Origin of the sequence: Bacillus cereus group sp. BfR-BA-01430, assembly GCF_022663115.1 — a bacterium.
GTDB classification, from domain to species: domain Bacteria; phylum Bacillota; class Bacilli; order Bacillales; family Bacillaceae_G; genus Bacillus_A; species Bacillus_A cereus_BD.
Map to the genome: position 1 here is coordinate 738,709 of NZ_JAKUEW010000001.1, position 17,929 is coordinate 756,637.

Consider the following 17,929-nt stretch of genomic DNA (forward strand, 5'->3'; position numbering starts at 1 on the left):
GTAGTGGTGAATAAAAAGCGACTGATTGTTGAGGTAAATGATTTATTAGAGACATATTGTCAAGACTGTTTTTTACAAGAACATAATCGGCAAACGCATAGTAAGTACTACGCCCATTCGTTTTGTATTCGGCAATGCACAGTTGGACAACAGTTAAAGAAATATGGAGATCAATTATCATAAAAAACATCCAGAGGTTCCTTTCTCTGGATGTTTTTATCATCTCACTTTTTCCTCTCATGTATAGAATTTAGTGAGAGGGAAGGTTAATGCTTCGCTTCTTGTAATTGATGCTCGCATTGGTCTAATTTTTTTTCTTCATTTCGTAAAAAAGGTTCATCTAAATCCGTTGCAACGGATTTCATAATTTCAAGTTGAGAGCGTGCCGACTCAACTGCATTTGTCGCATGCTCCAGGGATTCTGGGTCCATTGTAATCGTTGCAGAACCTACTAGTTTTTGTGCACTTTCTACGCGGAATTTTACTTCTTCAAAATCATTTACATGTGAGCCCATACTGATTACCTCCTTTGTACTTTCACATTTCACATAGTTTTTGCTCTGCAAAAGGGAAATATACAAAGGAATAATAAAGGAGGCTACCTGTTTGGTAACCTCCTATTATACGTTAGATTAAAGTTTTACTACGTTAGCTGCTTGAGGTCCGCGGTTACCTTCAACGATGTCGAAAGAAACTTCTTGACCTTCTTCTAAAGATTTGTAGCCTTCGCCTTGGATTGCTGTGAAGTGTACGAATACATCGTCAGCACCTTCGATTTCGATGAAACCAAAACCTTTTTCGTTGTTAAACCATTTTACTTTTCCTTGCATGTTACAATTCCTCCTAAAAAACAATTACTTTTTCATTTAGTCATATTCATTTCAAATATTGGCACATTCCCAAAACTAGAAATGCTATATTCTCGAATATTCTGCTAAATGATTAATTTAAATATACACGAAATGGTAGAATTTAGTCAAGTAAGCGGTTTTAAATTTTTGTATTTTTAAATAATTTTTTGCCCAAATTTCTTATATTTTGAATGAAACAAAATACGTAGGAACTGCATTGATTCCAACTTTTCTTTATTATTTTGGAATCCCATTTTAATGGAAAATAAATTCTGTTGTTTTTCTTCATGTGTTTCGATAGGAGAGATGCGTGCAAGTCCTTCTGTTATAGTATGAGAGTAGTTTTCAATCGTTTTTTAGTGTAAAACAAGGAATTTTGCAGCAGAATATAGAATATATTGTAAGAAGGCTTCGGTGTTTTTTTCATAGCGGATTTTTTCCTTGCAATGTATAATCCTTACGTTTTATTTTAAGGGATATGTGAGAGGAAGCTGAACTTATGTTGTTCATACAAGATTGAAGGGGAGATTGTTATGTATCGAACCATTATTCATGGAAAAGAAATCATTATTACATTAGGTCCAAAAATTCGAAAAGAAGCGACCGACAGAAATTCGTTATATGAAGCTGTACTTCAAACTGCAGAAAGACTATTACAAACAAAGCAACCAACGTTTGCAGTAAATCATGATGAGTTTGGACTGATTATTGGTGAAGTGCAGAGAGGGGAAGTAACGGTTTTTGCGGTTGAACATATTATTCCGAAGCAAAATATATTTGGCCCAAAGAACTTTTTGTCTACAATGAATCAGCAAGCAAATTTGTAATATCATGTGAATACGATAGATAAGAGAGCAGTCGTAACAGTAGTTACGGCTGTTTTTTCTGAGAGAGGGGGAAATGAAAAGAATTGTTAAGAAATTCTTTTTACAACATAATCCATGTAAGTATGTTTGGATTTTATTGCGAAAAAATATAGTAGAAAATTGTAGCAATATGACAGAAAATGTCTACTGAAAAACCTTTGCAGCAAAGAGGGGATTGTCTAAAATAAGTATAAGTTTCTGAATATTTATAAAATTTAGTTTTTAAAAATGGAGAGGAGAATGAGAAATGAAACGAGAGGATAGTTCGGCGCGTCAGTTGCAAAGAGAGATAAATTATACAGAAATTGTACAGTCAACTGAATTTCAAGCATTGTTAGAAAAGAAGAAGAGATTTATTATTCCGATGAGCATCTTTTTCCTTAGTTTTTTCATTGCCTTACCGATTTTAACATCTTATTCAACCGTGTTACATACAAAAGTGTTTGGTGATGTGACATGGGCGTGGATTTTCGCTTTTGCTCAATTTGTTATGACGTGGGCGCTCTGTATGATTTATAGCAAAAGAGCTGAATCATTTGATGAAATTGCTCAGAGAATTCATCACAATATAAAAAAAGGGAGGGAATAAAAGTGAATACGACGGCATTTATACTGTTTTTAATAATTGTGCTTGGTACGCTAGTGATCACGTATTTTGCCTCGAAAAAAACGAAAAATGCGAGCGAGTTTTATACAGCTGGCGGAGGGTTAACAGGTTGGCAAAATGGACTGGCTATTGCTGGTGATTATATGTCAGCTGCCTCATTTCTTGGAATTGCCGGAGCGATTGCCTTAACGGGATTTGATGGCTTTTTTTACAGCATTGGTTTTCTAGTTGCTTATTTAGTCGTGTTATATTTAGTAGCTGAGCCCCTGCGGAATTTAGGGAAGTATACGCTAGCGGATATGATTGCAGCACGTTTTGATGCGAAAAAAGTGCGAGGCATTGCGGCGTTAAATACAATGACGATCTCCATTTTTTATATGATTGCTCAATTGGTAGGAGCGGGTGCACTTATTAAATTATTGTTAGGGATTGAATATACAACGTCAGTTTTAATCGTTGGGACGTTAATGACAGTATATGTTATTTTTGGGGGCATGACAGCAACGAGCTGGGTACAAATTGTAAAAGCAGTATTACTTATGGCAGGTACATTTATTATTTCAGTCATTGTATTTGCCAAATTTCATTTTAGTATAACGGAAATGTTTGCCCAGATGAAAACAGCAACACCGCTGAAAGAAGCGTTCTTGCATCCAGGAGTGAAATATAAAGATGGACTCGATACACTTTCTCTAAATTTAGGACTTGTTCTTGGAACAGCAGGCTTACCTCATATTCTTGTGCGCTTTTTTACGGTTCGTGATGCAAAAACAGCACGTCAGTCTGTAGTATGTGCAACATGGTTAATCGGTGCATTTTATATTATGACGATTTTTCTTGGCTTTGGTGCAGCTGCATTTGTTGGAAATGCAGCGATTGTGAAGGCGAACCCAGCAGGGAATATGGCAGCGCCGCTATTAGCAAAAGCGCTGGGCGGAGATTTCTTATTTGCCTTTGTTTCTGCCATTGCATTTGCAACGATTTTAGCCGTTGTAGCGGGACTTGTTTTAACAGCTGCTTCAGCTTTTGCTCACGATTTTTATAATGAAATTGTTCGCAAGGGGAAAGCGACCGAGAAAGAACAAGTATCGATGGCGCGCTATGCATCACTTGGTGTAGCTATATTGTCGATTATTTTGGCGCTATTTGCTCAAACGCTCAATGTTGCGTTCTTAGTTTCCTTAGCCTTTGCGGTTGCTGCAAGTGCGAATTTACCCGTTATTTTATATACGATTTATTGGAGGCGTTTTAATACAACGGGTGCTATTTGTGGAATGCTTGTTGGATTAATTTCAGCCATTGTTTTAGTGGCATTTAGTCCAAATGTGTGGAGCCCAGAAGCTGGAAAAGCAATTTTTGTTGGCGAGGCGTTATTCCCTTATACAACACCAGGAATTATTTCTATCCCACTTGGGTTTTTAGCGGCTTACTTAGGAACAATCTTTTCCAGTAGGAAAGAGGATAAAGCGAAGTTTGATGAAATTCTTGTTAAATCTAATACAGGATATGGCGTGAGTGATATTTCTGGTCATTAAACGAAAGAGCTTTCCGATTTGGGAGAGCTCTTTTTTCATTTTAAACGCTGGAATGGGTAGGATTTGTATCGTTCATGTGGAATGAAGATAAGCAGGAAGTTTTAACTCATCATGGCACCAGTACAGCTTGAGAAAGAATAAGTTGTTATGGAAGGTGGAATGTATGGTGAAAATGAAGCAAACAGATGCACTGCTTGTAAAGGATGAAAAATATGTTTGGCATGGCATGCGACCATTTAGCCCGAAAGGAATAATGGTTGGAGCGAAAGCAGAGGGGTGCTGGGTAGAAGATATAGACGGGAAAAGGTATTTAGATGGAATGAGTGGTCTTTGGTGTGTAAATAGCGGATATGGGCGAAAAGAGCTTGCTGAGGCGGCTTATGAGCAATTGCAAAGATTATCCTATTTTCCAATGTCACAATCGCATGAACCTGCGATAAAGCTTGCTGAAAAATTAAATGAATGGTTAGGAGGAGAATATGTTATTTTCTTCTCTAATAGTGGTTCGGAAGCAAACGAAACAGCATTTAAAATAGCAAGGCAATATTATGCCCAAAAAGGGGAAGCATACCGCTATAAATTTATGTCGCGTTATCGCGGTTACCATGGAAATACGATGGCAACGATGGCAGCGACAGGACAGGCGCAGCGTAAATATCAATATGAGCCATTTGCTTCAGGCTTTTTACATGTAACACCACCAGATTGTTATCGAATGCCAGAAATAAAATCGCAAGATATTTATGATGTAGAGTGTGTAAAAGAAATGGATCGTGTTATGACATGGGAATTAGGTGAAACGATCGCTGGATTTATTATGGAGCCGATTATTACAGGTGGTGGCATTTTAATGCCGCCGCAATCTTATATGAAGGCTGTGCATGAAATTTGTCAAAAACATGGGGCTTTACTTATTAGTGATGAAGTCATTTGTGGTTTTGGCCGGACTGGAAAAGCATTTGGTTTTATGAATTATGATGTGAAACCTGATATTGTGACAATGGCAAAAGGGATAACAAGTGCATATTTACCATTGTCGGCGACAGCGGTAAAAAAAGAAATATATGAAGCATTTAAAGGGACAGGGGAGTATGAGTTTTTCCGTCATATTAATACATTTGGTGGAAACCCCGCAGCTTGTGCACTTGCACTCAAAAACTTAGAAATTATGGAAAATGAAAATTTAATTGAGCGTTCTGCACAAATGGGAGCTCTCTTGTTAGAACAGTTAAAAGAAGAACTTGAAGATCATCCTTTCGTCGGAGATCTTCGAGGAAAAGGGTTGCTTGTTGGGATTGAGTTAGTTCGTGATAAAAAGACGAAAGAACCGATTGAGGATGAGAAAATTGCAAGCGTAGTGAATGGTTGTAAAGAAAAAGGATTAATCATTGGACGAAATGGGATGACAACAGCAGGCTATAACAATGTGTTAACGTTGGCACCACCGCTTATTATTTCAAGTGAGGAAATTGCTTTTGTAGTGGGGACGCTGAAAACAGCAATGGATTGTATAAAATAGGAAACAGCAAGCCGTTGTTTGGCTTGCTGTTTTATGATGAATACTATGCACTTTGTTTTAACTGTTTATCTTTCACACCGAAAGAGTACTTCAGCATTGGGGGTGTAATCATTGTTGTCAAAATAACGACGATTACAATGGCTGTAAAGTAGTCTTTTGCTAATAATCCAGACGTTAATCCTTGCCCGGCAATAATAAGAGCAACCTCCCCGCGTGAAACCATACCAGATCCAATGATTGTAGAGGACTGTAAATCAAATCCTGTTATACGTGCCCCAAATCCACATCCGATCAGTTTTGTTAAAACAGCAATTACCGTTAAGGCTAAGATAAACCACACTTTATCTCCAATACCTGCAAATGTAATGTTCATGCCAATACTTACAAAGAAAATAGGAACGAACATTGCATAGGCAATTGGTTCTACTTTCTTTTCAACTTCATGTTTATAATCTGTTTGAGAAATCGCGATACCTGCTGCAAATGCACCGATAATACCTGCAATTCCTAATATTTCACCGAAATACGCAAATGCAAAACAAATAATAAGAGCTGCGCTAATAATAGATTCTGAGACACGCAGTGGTGATAACCAGCGCATAATCATTGGAACGCCTTTCCAACCAATTAAAATAATAGACGCAAAGAAGACAACTTTCTTCAAGACAACCATTGTTAAGTTTACATCATCAGCACCTAAGAAACTCATTGCAAACGCTAATAAAATCACAACTAAAATATCGTCAAATACAGCTGCGCCAAGCATCGTTGTACTTTCGCGTGTTTTCATTTTCCCTAAATCTCTAAGCGTTTGGACAGAAATACTTACGCTCGTTGCACATAGTAGGAGGCCTAAAAAGACTGCGTTTGCTTGATCCATACCCATTACAAGACCAGCTACATACCCACCTACAAATGGAAGAATAATCCCCCCAACAGCAACTGCAAAAGAAGAATTGCGATTTTCATTCAGTTCTTTTAAATCCGTTTCCAGTCCAGCCATAAACATAAGAAGGATAACGCCGACTTCACTTAATTGTGTAAGTAAATCTGAGTTATTTACCCACCCTAATACCGCAGGACCGATTATAATACCGACAAGTAATTTTCCAAGTACAGACGGTTGCCCGAGCCTAACACTTATATCCCCTGCGATTTTTGTACTTAATAAAATTAAGGCAATTTGAAAGAAAAATTCCATCTCATCTCTCCTTTTCGTGTTTTGTTTTATATAACGATTTCTCGGAATTTGCTTAATGTAAGATTATATGTACACATTAAACAAAGGTTCTTAATACAGGTTCTTTTGAACTCGTAATTTGAACCTGTAACAAATATATAATACATTTTCAAAAAAATCAATGTTAATTTAAAAGATTTTCATAGTTTTCATGATTTGGTGACATCATCTTTTTATGAAAAATTCATGTTCTTCTAGGTATGGAACGTCTTTTCATAGCAGATAATAATCCTTAAATGGAATGGTTTTATAAAAAGGATACTATGCTTATGTAGATGTCCTTTAATAGGTGGAAAAGGAGGATATTGAATTTGAGCATGTCAGAAAATACATTATCAATTTTTGCGTTAGGCGGAGTGAACGAGATAGGAAAAAATATGTATGCTATTCAATATAAAAATGAGATTGTAGTAGTAGACTGTGGTTCTAAATTCCCGGATGAAAGCTTATTGGGAATTGATCTCATTATTCCAGATATTACATATTTACAAGAAAATAAAGAAAAAATTCGGGGGCTCTTTGTTACACATGGACATGAAGATCATATTGGGGGGATACCGTATATATTAAAACAATTAAACATCCCTATTTATGCAAGCAAATTGACGCTCGGCTTAATCGAACTGAAATTAAAAGAACATCACTTACAAAATCAAACGAAACTGATTATGATTGACTCTGAATCTGAAATTGAGTTGGAGACAATGCGTCTTACTTTTTTTAAAACAAATCATAGTATTCCTGATTGTCTCGGGATTGCATTTCATACAGAAGAAGGAACAGTCGTACATACAGGGGACTTTAAATTTGATTTAACACCTGTAAATGAGCAATATCCGGATATTCATAAAATGGCAAACATTGGAGAAAAAGGAGTGCTAGCGTTACTTTCTGAAAGTACAAATGCAGAGCGAGCCGGATTTAGCCCCTCAGAGCGCTCGGTAGGTGAACGGATAGAAGAAGCGTTTCAGAAAGCGCCAAGAAAAGTGATTCTCTCTACTTTTGCTTCGAATGTGAATCGTGTACAACAAGTAGTGAAAGCTTGTATAAAAACAAATAGGAAATTGGCGTTACTAGGAAGAAGTATGGTAAATGTAGTATCTGTCGCAATGGAGCAAGGATATTTAACGATTCCTGAAGGAATGTTAATTGAAGCGGATGAAATCAATAGGTTAGATCCAGAGAAAGTAGCAATTCTCTGTACAGGTAGCCAAGGGGAACCGATGGCAGCACTTGCTCGTTTAGCTAGTGGAAGCTATCGTCAAGTGGAGATTTTGCCAGAGGATACTGTCATTATTGCAGCAACGCCTATACCTGGAAATGAACGTAACGTGTCACGTATTATTGATAATTTATTTGTGTTAGGTGCCAATGTGATTTACGGTACAGGAAGTTCGACAGGGATGCATGTGTCCGGGCATGCATATCAGGAAGAATTAAAATTAATGTTAACTTTAATGAAACCGAAATATTTTATTCCGATTCATGGTGAATTTAGAATGTTACACCATCATAGTTTGTTAGCAGAGTCTGTTGGGGTTCAAAAAGAGAACATTTTTATCATTAAAAATGGGGATGTAGTGGATATAACGAAACGAGTCGCCTATCAATCAAGAAGGATACCGGCTGGGAACATATATGTAGATGGACTTGGAATTGGCGATGTAGGAAATGCTCTTTTGCGTGATCGCAAACAACTTTCGGAAGATGGTATGCTTGTTATCGTAATTACTTTGAGCAAAACAGACGGAGAAATGATCTCAGGACCAGACATTATTTCACGCGGTTTCATATATGTTCGTGATTCGGAAGAATTTCTTAAGGAGATCAATCAATCCGTTGTAGAAACGATTCAGCGTCTGCAGCAATCTTATGTGGGGCAATGGTCGATTTTGAAGAAGGAAATAAGAGAAAAATTAAGTCAATTGATATATACGAGTACAAAACGAAAACCAATGATTCTTCCGATTATTATTGAAGTGTAATGAAATGTGGAGAAACTGAATCCCGCTTTCAAAGGAGGAGAGGGGGATAAAGAAACAGAATGAAGCATAATAGAAATCCCCTTTCTATATTAAGGGGATTTTTCGTTTTTGAGGCTAATGGCAAAAGAACCATCTATTTCTTGAACAGAAGCAAATGCGATGCCTTTTATTGTATCAAATCCTTTTGCTCTTAATTCTTTTTGTAGCCAATCTACATTTTTATGAATTAGTTTTAAATTGTCATATTGAATTTGTTCATCAACAATAACTGCTACTGGTAAGCCGGCGTATGCAACATCCATCTGTATATCTTTTGGAGTAAGTGGGATCAGTTCTCTTTTTGGTAAAATACTAATGGAACCATTTGCCTCTAAAATTGCATATTCAATATCACTGACATTTGGATATCCAGCTACTCTTAAGTTAGAGAGTAGTTCTGCAATCGGATATCTGCTTTCTTTTAAGTTTTCAAATAAAATATTTCCATGTTTGATGAGAAGTGTTGGATGTCCAAGAATAAAAGGGTTCAGTTTGTTTAACAAACTAAGCTTTGTAATGAGAAGGTGGAGAAATGTAACAATTATAATACCCATAATGGCCTGAAATAGGTTGTCTATTTTAATTGCTCCGAAAGCTAAATAAGATAAAAAGATGATAGCGCCAAAATCATGCGGTGTGAGCTGTGCTAATGCTGATTTTCCTAATAGTTTAATCGCTATAATAAATAATATATATAAGAAAGTTACTGTACTTAAAAAAACAAACAACGTTGCCACCCCTTAAGACAAATTTGCATGATAAATGGTATACACTTTCTTTACTATGCCCTGCACAGATGATAAATATTACATTTTGAGATTTGATTTATTTTGTTGGGATTTTATATATGAAAATATTAGTAATAGCATTATAATGAAAAAATAGAAAAATAGGAGATTAATCGTAAATGTTAACAAAGAAAAAAGGTATAAAATATAGCCTGATTACAATGTTCATTGTCATTGGTTATATAAGTTTCTTGCAGTACGAAATATATAAGTATGGACATATGGAAGTGAAAAATGATGCAGACTATATGATTGTACTTGGAACGAGTGTGAAAGGAAGTAAACCATCATATGCGTTACAATATCGAATCGATGCAGCGGCGAGCTATTTAAAACAGAATGATAGAACAATAGTGATTCTATCGGGAGGCCAAGGAAAGAAGGAACATATTTCAGAAGCATTGGCAATGAAACGTGGACTTATGAAACAGGGCATCTCAGAGGAAAGAATGATACTGGAAGATCGCTCGACAAATACAAATGAAAATATTACATTCTCTAAAAAGCTGATTCCACCAGATCGAAAAAAGGGCCTTCTCGTTACAAATGATTTTCATATGTTTCGTGCTAAAAAAATTGCTGAGAAACAAGGCTTACATTTAGAAGGGCTTTCTGCTAGAACGCCAAAACCAATTGTCATCAAATCGAATATTCGAGAATATTTTGCAATCACAAAATATTGGGTATTGAACCGAATATAATATTTTATTATGATGTCACTTTACTTGGAAGGGAAAAGTAGTTTTTGTTACAATTCAGGTATTAATTTTTCATTAGGAAGAGGAGCGATTTTGATGAATGAAATGATACAGAAAATGAAGAGTCATACGTCAGTACGAAAATATAAAAACGAATCGATTCCTACAAATATAATAGAACGAATGGTACAGGCAGCTCAGCATGCAGCATCATCTCATTTTGTTCAAGCGTATTCCGTTCTCTATGTAACAGATGAAACATTAAAAGCAAAGCTAGCAGAGTTATCTGGAAATCGACATGTGCAACATTGCGGAGCATTCGTTGTTTGTTGTGCGGATTTAAAACGTTTAGAAATTGCTTGTGAGAAACATGGAGCAGAGATGAAACATGATAGCGCAGAAGATTTTATCGTTGCTACAGTAGATGTATCATTATTTGCTCAAAACTTAGCACTTGCTGCAGAATCATTGGGATATGGTATTTGTTATATTGGGGGCATTCGAAATAACCCAGAAGAAGTGAGTGAGTTACTTCATTTACCAGATAAAGTATATCCGGTCTTCGGGATGGCAATTGGAGTGCCAGATCAAGAACGTGAGGTAAAACCGCGCTTGCCAGTAGAAGCCATTTTACATGAAAATACATACGATGTAGCGAAATATGAATCACTATTAGAAACATATGACGAAACGATGCGTGCATATTATAACGCCCGATCTACCAATCAAAAAAATGTAACATGGACAGAATCAATGAGCACATTCATGTCAAAAGAAAAACGAATGCATATGAAGGAATTTTTACATAAAAGAGGTTTGAATAAAAGATAATGTGATATGAGCCTGTCTCAAAAGGATAGCTTTATAAATGTCAGGTCTATATTTTGGAAACCTTGTAACAATCATTTTAAACGATGTAAGAAAAAACACAGAGATAACAAACGAAGGCACTGAAAAAGTGATTGCTTTGAAAAAATAACGTGCATTTTATCGATATATAGAAAACACAAAGGAGACCATCACCTGTATATAGTAGGTGGTGGTCTCCTTTTTCTTATTAGGTGGACTTTTTCAGTGGCCTCATAACAAACCTCTGTGTTTTTTCTTTGCGATTTAAAAACAATCTCTATCAATCTAGTTTTTTACCCATAAAGCAAAAAATACGCTATCCTTGCTGGATCATCATAGGAAAGGGTGGCGTGTTTGTATGTCTATTTCTGTATCTGATGAATTACAACTCTTTGCTCAAGAAATTCAAAGTTTTTTTATAAAGCTTGTATACATTTTACGTTTTCAAACGTTAATTATATAGAAAGGAGAGCTAGATGAATCATGATACATTTGAATCATTATTAGTAGAAAAATCCCAAGTTATTTATAAATACTTATTAAAGCTTGGTGTAGAGGTAAAAGATGCTGAAGATATTGTACAAGATACATTATACAAAGCAATGTTTTTAATGGATGATATTTCGTTAGAAAAACTGACTCCATGGTTATTACGGGTAGCAATTAATCAATATCGGGACTTATATAGGAAATCAAAACGGATTAATCCGGTCCCTATTGAGTCAGTTAGACTTATTGGTCAAAAATCGTTAGATGAAATTATTCTAACGAAAGAATTTCAAGTGGAAATACAAGACGTGCTGGAAACAATGAATCCAGATTATAAGAATATTTTGTTATTAAAATATAATTATGAATTATCTTATAAGGAAATTTCTTCTTTATTAGGCATGAAAGAAGAAACTGTTAAAACAAATTTATACAGGGCACGTAATCAATTTAAAGCATTGTATAGGGGGGAGTAATATGAGTCGGAAAGATTTTGAACTAGATATGGATGATAACCAGATGAAGAGGTTACTAAAGAAAGCAAAGAGGAAGCACCTTCTGCGAAATTTAATTATTTCTTTGTGTACATCGATTATCGTGATTATTGGAATTTATATTTCTTCTATTTATTTTTCTCAAAAGACCTTTATTAAAATGGAGATACAAAGGAATGTATTGCATACTGTAAAAGGCCCTAATATTTTATTTAATGGACATACCAAATTAAATATGGGTTTAACTGGCGGTACAATTGTATATAGTTCTTATAAAAATATTGCTGGACAACCAGTTAAATGGATTGATGAAATATATGAGTATTCATCAATATGGGGATATAGTCAATTGAATTTCAATGGAAATACAATATTAGACGAAGAATCTGGTAATAAGAAGGATGAATTTGAAAATTTACCAGATTATAATAGTCAAACGATGCAGAGAGAAATGCGATTTTATTTACCATTTGTTACATATAGAAATTATGTAAATGATCTTAAAAACATTGGAGAACTTCAAAATAAAGTTGGAGAAATAGCTATATCTTTTGATAAAGCATATACAGTTGAGCAAATTGAAAAAATGTTACCAAACGCTGTACAACCAGTTTGGTATTGGGTGGACACATACAATGAAAATAGTCCAGATACTTATGTAGGTTTAAAAGATCCTAAAACTGGTGCTGTTTTGAATGCTGAAATGTCTACGCATGTATATGGATTTCAAGGAAGCTATACAAAAAAAGAAGAATATTCAAAAGAAAATTTAAAGAGTAATTCAAAAGACTTTATGGATGCAATGAAAAAATTAAATGAGAATAATCAACTTAATAATGATGATGTTCAAAATCATTATAAAAATATTAAAGATATTTCTCCAAAAGATTTACCTATATATGGTGTAGTAATTACAGGGACAACAGAGTCTTTGCAACAGTTACAAGACGCTCCTTATATAAAAGCAGCGGTGAGAGGAGTAATTGTTGATAAGCAGTAATAATTAGTCATTCAATTCATGATAAGTATAGGGTCCGTAGTACTTATAAATAAAGATTCCCTTTAAATTTTTTAAAGGGAATCTTTATTTACATAATCAAACGTTATTATTAATTTGTAATTGCTCTAACAGATAATCACAGACATTCACAAAAATACATTGTTTTTTTAAACTTAATAACAAGTATTTCAATTCAAATTCTTGATAAAAAATCTTAGTGATATATAATTTAAACTCATCTAAATTAGGCTTTTCTGGGCTGTATAGCATATCTAAAGGTAGTTTAAAGTTAGAAAATAAATGATCATTTTGAGCAAAAATCGAAACTTCTTCTCTAGTTAATCGATCATGAAATGCAATTAAAATTTTTCTTAAAGCATTTACTTGTTCTTCTTCAAATTCATAATCTATAACAAATCTATAAAATGGGAATTCGTCTGACTGAATCATACTTTGCATAAGTCTAAATTGATATCTTAATAAAGTCACTTCTTTGATTAAATCCATGTTCCGCCTCCTTTATTTCCTTAAATTAATCAATTTATCATAACAATGTATAATTTGAATACAACTTTGAATAGAATCGAAAGCGCTATCAATTCTTCCTATCATTTTAATGGGGAGAGTGTTTTGCTAAAATGTGAAAATTTTGTATTAGCAAATGGTAAATGTATTGTGATTATCTTTCTTTTTTATGTAAGGATTGCACTTGTTTTTTCCATTCACTGAAATACATTTTCTTCGTTTGTGCTAGTTCAGCAGGAAGCCTCGCAATGAGTTCTAAGCTATTTCCATCAGGATCTTGAAAATAAACAGATGCATGTGCTTGTTCTGGAAAAACAATCGGTTCAATTGGCTCCATGTTAAAGTCTTTTTTTGCCATAATTCCTTTTTGATTCAGCCATTCGATTGCCTGCTCTAAGTCATCCATTTCTATACGAAAGGCAATATGTCTTAAAGCAGGATGATAGGGTATTTTATATTCATCACCTTCCCAAAGTCCAAGCCAACTTTCATTTTCGACAATCCAAAAGAAAGCAATTTTCTTATATTTTTTATATAGTTTAAGGCCAAGAGATTCGTAAAATGGGATGGACCGTTCTAGATTACGAACAGGTAGATGGGCTTCATATAAGCCTTTAATCATTGGATTGCTCCTCCTTTAGAAAAATATTTCTTATTCTCTATTTTATATAATATATGGTTTATTTTCATCATGAAATAGCATGAAAGAGTCTCGTACAAAAGTAACAGAAAAAAAGGGCGCTCATTTGAGTGCCCTTTTAATATCCAAATCCGCCGCCCCAGCAGCTACATCCGATAATAATTAAAAGGATAAACAGCACAACGAGTAAAGCAAATCCGCCGCTAAAACCAAAGCCACTAGCTTCATAACCCATGATTTTTTCCTCCTTTCCCAATGCGCATTTGTATAACAAGGGGGGTACTTCATACGTTATGTTTGTTGACCAAAAAGGAGCAGGTCCATTTGAAAAAATAAATCAGATAAAGAAAAACTTTTTTAATCAATGGGAGGATTCCTTCTGACTGATAACTGGATTTTTTATTTTTGCGCAGAATTATGCAAATGTATCGGTCACGAAATAGAAAGCTGAATGAAATTAAAAAAATAACCATAGAATCCAATGGATAGAAGTGAGTAAAATAAAGGGTGTTTTTACAATGATGAATTTTTAATTTATAAATATTTAAATAAATTCGTGTTTTTTTATTTTTTTATATGAGCGGATGTATTATACTTTAAAAGTAATAATATGGAAAAAAGGGGTTTTTATGATAGATATGGAGATGAGACAATTACAAGAGAAAATAGAAAATCAGAAGCAAGAGCTAAGTGTACTTGTGGCTCAATATGGGTTAGCGCACAATAAAGTATTGTTGTTTAGTAGAGAGTTGGATGCGTTAATTAATAGATTTATGAATGAACAGAAAGAAATGGTATGAAATATTGTGCTAAATCAAGAAAGACACTCTTTAGAGTGTCTTAATAGGAAAGAGGAGATAAAACTATTGTTTACAAGCCTCAACATCAATGCCAGCGGCAATTAATTTCTTTTCGCCTTCTCGTTCAATTATTTTTTGTAATTTTGATAAGAAGGAATCGAAGTTTGTGTGCTTAGCAACTTGAAATGTCATTTTATGTTCAATAGGAAGCCAAGTGCGAATATCTGCTTCGTTATGTTGGATCTTTACTTCCAGTTTATCTAGAGCATTTGCAACTTTTGCTTCGTATGTTTCTTTTTCTTCAAATTCCATCCATAAATGATACAATTCTTCACCAAGAGGACCTTCTAATGTTTGTTTAATATTTAACATAGCTTGTTGTTCATTTTCTTGTTTTTTTAATTGTAATTCTTGACTATTCATTGTATCAAAAGCGGGAATATCTCCAGCTTCTGCTTCCACAAGATCATGAATAATGACCATTTTAAGCAGTTTTTCCATATTTACTTCTTTATCTAAATAAGGCTGAACTAAGATAGCCATAAGCGACATGCGCCATGTATGTTCAGCGACACTTTCTTGACGACCGTTTGAAAGCCAGCTATGTCTCATTTCATATTTTAATTTTTCTGCGAGTGCAATGACTTGTAAAATATTATTCTCCATATGGATCCTCCTCATATCGGTATATTGTAATTTTAATATAAAAAAGAAATGTGTCAATTTTATGAGGTTATTGCGATAAATAGATAAGGGAAGTATAATAAAAAACGAATGCGAAAACGTATTATCAAAATAAAAAAATAGAAAAATAAAAAAAGGAAGGGCAGAAATATGAGAGATGAAAATCAACCATTAATTAGGCCACAAAAGAAAAAAAGAAAAATTGATATTTCTAGCCCATTTGGGATTATAGTAGGATTTGCTGTTGTAATTGCGGCTATTATGTTTGGTGGAGGTGGAATAAAAGGATTTAAAAATTTCTTGGACGTTTCATCTATTTTAATTGTTGTAGGAGGAACAATGGCAACAGTGGTTGTTGCGTATAGATTTAGTGAAATGAAAAAATATATAAAAAGTATTTTTTCTGTATTGCATAGAAGAGACGAAGATTTAGAACAATTAACAGAGATGTTTGTAGAGTTTTCCAAAAAATCGAAAAAACATGGGTTGTTATCATTGGAAGCTGATGGAGAAGAAGTAGATCATGCTTTTATTCAAAAAGGAATTCGCTTAATGCTCAGTGGATACGATGAAGAGGAGTTAAGAGAGGTATTAACAAAAGATATTGAGACAGAAGTATATGAATTGAAAAAAGGTGCAGCATTGTTAGATAAAATTGGTGATTTTGCACCAGCTTGGGGAATGATTGGGACATTAATTGGTCTCATTATTATGTTGCAAAATCTACAGGATACGTCTCAAATTGGTACGGGAATGGCAGTTGCTATGTTAACAACGTTATATGGATCTGTTATTGCTAATATGATTATGATTCCGCTTGCTGAAAAAGTATACCGGGGTATTGAAGATATATACATTGAAAAGAAATTTATTATGGAGGCAATTTCAGAATTATACCGTGGACAAATCCCTTCTAAATTAAAATTAAAGCTTGATACGTATGTATACGAAACGAAAATAAAAAAAGAAAAACGAGCAGCGTAACTTTTTAGGGGTGGGATGATGATGAAACGACCGCAAAAAGGATCACCTCGATGGATGACGACCTTTACTGATTTAACGATGTTATTGCTTACTTTTTTTGTATTATTAGTTGCGACATCAAAACAAGATACAGCGAAATTATCAAAAATGCTTGAGAAGTTTAGTGATGAAGGGCAAGTGGATGCACAAGTAATGGAAAATACAATACCAGATATTTCTCATGAAAAAAATAGTGAGAAAGTATCGTCTAAAAAAAGAATGGATGATTTGTATAAGAAGCTAAAAGGCTACGTAACAGAGAATGGAATTCAGGAGGTACAGGTGTACCGCGAAGATACAGGGGTTAGCATTGTTATTGTTGATAATTTAATATTTGATACTGGTGATGCAAACGTAAAACCAGAAGCGAAAGAGATCATTAGTAGATTAGTTGGATTCTTTCAGTCTGTTCCGAATCCAATTGTTGTAGAAGGACATACAGATAGTAGACCGATTCATAATGAAAAATTCCCATCAAACTGGGAGTTATCCTCTGCACGCGCTGCGAACATGATTCATCATCTAATTGAAGTATATGACATAGATGCTAAAAGGTTAGCAGCGGTTGGATATGCCGATACAAAACCAGTTGTATCGAACGATTCACCAGAAAATTGGGCGAAAAATCGTCGTGTTGTGATATATGTAAAAGAATAATATATGAGTATTTCATAAAAAAATAATAGAAATACAAAAATTCTTTTAAAAAAATATTAAATTTTCTCGTTTTATTTTGTATAATGAGTGAGAATGATAAGCTGAAATATTATGATATATTTATACATAGAAGGAGAGAATTGAAAAGAATGGCACATAAAATTTTAGTAGTAGATGATGCGATGTTTATGAGAACGATGATTAAAAATTTATTAAAGAGTAATCCGGAATTTGAAATTATCGGTGAAGCAGAAAACGGACTAGAGGCGATTCAAAAATATAAGGAACTTCAACCTGATATTGTAACATTAGATATTACAATGCCAGAAATGGATGGTCTAGAAGCATTACAAGAAATTATAAAAATTGATGCAAATGCAAAAGTTGTAATTTGTTCTGCAATGGGACAACAAGGCATGGTATTAGATGCGATTAAGGGCGGCGCAAAAGACTTTATTGTTAAACCGTTCCAAGCCGACCGTGTTATTGAAGCATTAACAAAAGTAGCGGCGAGCTAATTCATATAAAGAGGGGTGCCACAAAGAATCGAACAATGATAGATATAAAAGTGTGGGCCCCTTTTTCTATTGTTTTTAAAACATTAAATTGTTATACATAAATGAAATGCTTGATAAGGCAG

The 17,929-nt window shown here is 34.4% G+C and carries 22 protein-coding genes; 14 read left to right on the forward strand and 8 right to left on the reverse strand.

Going from position 1 to position 17,929, the window contains the following annotated elements; all coding sequences use genetic code 11:
- Positions 1-6: 6 nt before the first annotated feature.
- Positions 7-183: a zinc-finger domain-containing protein gene (locus tag MR058_RS03860; protein ID WP_242142721.1), complete on the forward strand. Its 177-nt coding sequence runs from the start codon at positions 7-9 to the stop codon at positions 181-183.
- A gap of 83 nt (positions 184-266) precedes the next feature.
- On the opposite strand, the gene MR058_RS03865 is transcribed toward MR058_RS03860, so the two are convergent.
- Both MR058_RS03865 and cspD read right to left on the reverse strand, forming a co-directional pair.
- Entirely contained in the window at positions 267-515 is a 249-nt protein-coding gene (locus MR058_RS03865) for a DUF2564 family protein (RefSeq protein WP_242142722.1), read from the reverse strand.
- A gap of 117 nt (positions 516-632) precedes the next feature.
- Positions 633-830 carry a cold-shock protein CspD gene (cspD, locus tag MR058_RS03870; RefSeq protein WP_012093819.1) on the reverse strand — a complete coding sequence of 66 codons (198 nt, stop codon included), beginning with the start codon at positions 828-830 and terminating at the stop codon, positions 633-635.
- Between the two features lie 554 nt (positions 831-1,384).
- Here cspD and MR058_RS03875 point away from each other — a divergent pair.
- The 4 genes from MR058_RS03875 to MR058_RS03890 all read left to right on the forward strand — a co-directional run bounded on the left by MR058_RS03875 (position 1,385) and on the right by MR058_RS03890 (position 5,378).
- Positions 1,385-1,678, forward strand: coding sequence for a cytoplasmic protein (locus MR058_RS03875; RefSeq protein WP_242142723.1), 294 nt, complete (start codon positions 1,385-1,387; stop codon positions 1,676-1,678).
- Positions 1,679-1,964: 286 nt separating this feature from the next.
- Positions 1,965-2,306: a DUF485 domain-containing protein gene (locus tag MR058_RS03880; RefSeq protein ID WP_242142724.1), complete on the forward strand. Its 342-nt coding sequence runs from the start codon at positions 1,965-1,967 to the stop codon at positions 2,304-2,306.
- Between the two features lie 2 nt (positions 2,307-2,308).
- Positions 2,309-3,859: a solute symporter family protein gene (locus MR058_RS03885; RefSeq protein WP_242142725.1), complete on the forward strand. Its 1,551-nt coding sequence runs from the start codon at positions 2,309-2,311 to the stop codon at positions 3,857-3,859.
- A 163-nt stretch (positions 3,860-4,022) separates the two neighbouring features.
- The gene (locus MR058_RS03890; RefSeq protein ID WP_242142726.1) at positions 4,023-5,378 is read left to right on the forward strand and encodes an aspartate aminotransferase family protein; all 1,356 of its coding nucleotides are present in this window, start codon (positions 4,023-4,025) and stop codon (positions 5,376-5,378) included.
- 43 nt (positions 5,379-5,421) lie between these two features.
- Here MR058_RS03890 and MR058_RS03895 read toward each other — a convergent pair whose 3' ends face one another.
- Positions 5,422-6,579 carry a cation:proton antiporter gene (locus MR058_RS03895; RefSeq protein WP_242142727.1) on the reverse strand — a complete coding sequence of 386 codons (1,158 nt, stop codon included), beginning with the start codon at positions 6,577-6,579 and terminating at the stop codon, positions 5,422-5,424.
- A gap of 356 nt (positions 6,580-6,935) precedes the next feature.
- Between MR058_RS03895 and MR058_RS03900 the strand changes: the two genes are divergently transcribed.
- Positions 6,936-8,603 carry a ribonuclease J gene (locus tag MR058_RS03900; protein ID WP_396021418.1) on the forward strand — a complete coding sequence of 556 codons (1,668 nt, stop codon included), beginning with the start codon at positions 6,936-6,938 and terminating at the stop codon, positions 8,601-8,603.
- A gap of 89 nt (positions 8,604-8,692) precedes the next feature.
- On the opposite strand, the gene MR058_RS03905 is transcribed toward MR058_RS03900, so the two are convergent.
- Complete coding sequence (locus MR058_RS03905) at positions 8,693-9,370, reverse strand: DUF421 domain-containing protein (protein WP_242142729.1); 678 nt, start codon at positions 9,368-9,370, stop codon at positions 8,693-8,695.
- A gap of 179 nt (positions 9,371-9,549) precedes the next feature.
- Here MR058_RS03905 and MR058_RS03910 point away from each other — a divergent pair, with 179 nt between their 5' ends.
- From MR058_RS03910 to MR058_RS03925, 4 genes are all read left to right on the forward strand, one after another.
- Positions 9,550-10,131 carry a YdcF family protein gene (locus tag MR058_RS03910; protein ID WP_242142730.1) on the forward strand — a complete coding sequence of 194 codons (582 nt, stop codon included), beginning with the start codon at positions 9,550-9,552 and terminating at the stop codon, positions 10,129-10,131.
- A 93-nt stretch (positions 10,132-10,224) separates the two neighbouring features.
- Complete coding sequence (gene nfsA / locus MR058_RS03915) at positions 10,225-10,959, forward strand: oxygen-insensitive NADPH nitroreductase (RefSeq protein WP_242142731.1); 735 nt, start codon at positions 10,225-10,227, stop codon at positions 10,957-10,959.
- A 494-nt stretch (positions 10,960-11,453) separates the two neighbouring features.
- Positions 11,454-11,942, forward strand: a complete 489-nt coding sequence (locus tag MR058_RS03920; RefSeq protein WP_242142732.1) for an RNA polymerase sigma factor — start codon at positions 11,454-11,456, stop codon at positions 11,940-11,942.
- Position 11,943: 1 nt separating this feature from the next.
- Positions 11,944-12,960: an anti-sigma factor C-terminal domain-containing protein gene (locus MR058_RS03925; RefSeq protein ID WP_242142733.1), complete on the forward strand. Its 1,017-nt coding sequence runs from the start codon at positions 11,944-11,946 to the stop codon at positions 12,958-12,960.
- A 96-nt stretch (positions 12,961-13,056) separates the two neighbouring features.
- Here the strand turns inward: MR058_RS03925 and MR058_RS03930 are convergent, their stop codons facing one another.
- The 3 genes from MR058_RS03930 to MR058_RS03940 all read right to left on the reverse strand — a co-directional run bounded on the left by MR058_RS03930 (position 13,057) and on the right by MR058_RS03940 (position 14,360).
- Entirely contained in the window at positions 13,057-13,467 is a 411-nt protein-coding gene (locus MR058_RS03930; protein ID WP_242142734.1) for a DUF1878 family protein, read from the reverse strand.
- Between the two features lie 172 nt (positions 13,468-13,639).
- Positions 13,640-14,107: a VOC family protein gene (locus MR058_RS03935; RefSeq protein ID WP_242142735.1), complete on the reverse strand. Its 468-nt coding sequence runs from the start codon at positions 14,105-14,107 to the stop codon at positions 13,640-13,642.
- Positions 14,108-14,243: 136 nt separating this feature from the next.
- Complete coding sequence (locus MR058_RS03940) at positions 14,244-14,360, reverse strand: YjcZ family sporulation protein (protein ID WP_081428358.1); 117 nt, start codon at positions 14,358-14,360, stop codon at positions 14,244-14,246.
- A gap of 349 nt (positions 14,361-14,709) precedes the next feature.
- Here MR058_RS03940 and MR058_RS03945 point away from each other — a divergent pair, with 349 nt between their 5' ends.
- Positions 14,710-14,925 (forward strand): aspartyl-phosphate phosphatase Spo0E family protein, encoded by a 216-nt coding sequence (locus tag MR058_RS03945; protein WP_242142736.1) that lies wholly within the window; start codon positions 14,710-14,712, stop codon positions 14,923-14,925.
- 63 nt (positions 14,926-14,988) lie between these two features.
- Here the strand turns inward: MR058_RS03945 and MR058_RS03950 are convergent, their stop codons facing one another.
- Entirely contained in the window at positions 14,989-15,591 is a 603-nt protein-coding gene (locus tag MR058_RS03950; RefSeq protein ID WP_242142737.1) for an HD domain-containing protein, read from the reverse strand.
- A gap of 168 nt (positions 15,592-15,759) precedes the next feature.
- On the opposite strand from MR058_RS03950, the gene MR058_RS03955 reads away from it, so the two are divergent.
- From MR058_RS03955 to MR058_RS03965, 3 genes are all read left to right on the forward strand, one after another.
- Positions 15,760-16,593, forward strand: coding sequence for a MotA/TolQ/ExbB proton channel family protein (locus MR058_RS03955; protein ID WP_242142738.1), 834 nt, complete (start codon positions 15,760-15,762; stop codon positions 16,591-16,593).
- Positions 16,594-16,611: 18 nt separating this feature from the next.
- Positions 16,612-17,289, forward strand: coding sequence for an OmpA family protein (locus MR058_RS03960; protein WP_242142739.1), 678 nt, complete (start codon positions 16,612-16,614; stop codon positions 17,287-17,289).
- A gap of 149 nt (positions 17,290-17,438) precedes the next feature.
- Positions 17,439-17,807 carry a response regulator gene (locus tag MR058_RS03965; protein WP_242142740.1) on the forward strand — a complete coding sequence of 123 codons (369 nt, stop codon included), beginning with the start codon at positions 17,439-17,441 and terminating at the stop codon, positions 17,805-17,807.
- The last annotated feature ends 122 nt before the right edge of the window (positions 17,808-17,929 follow it).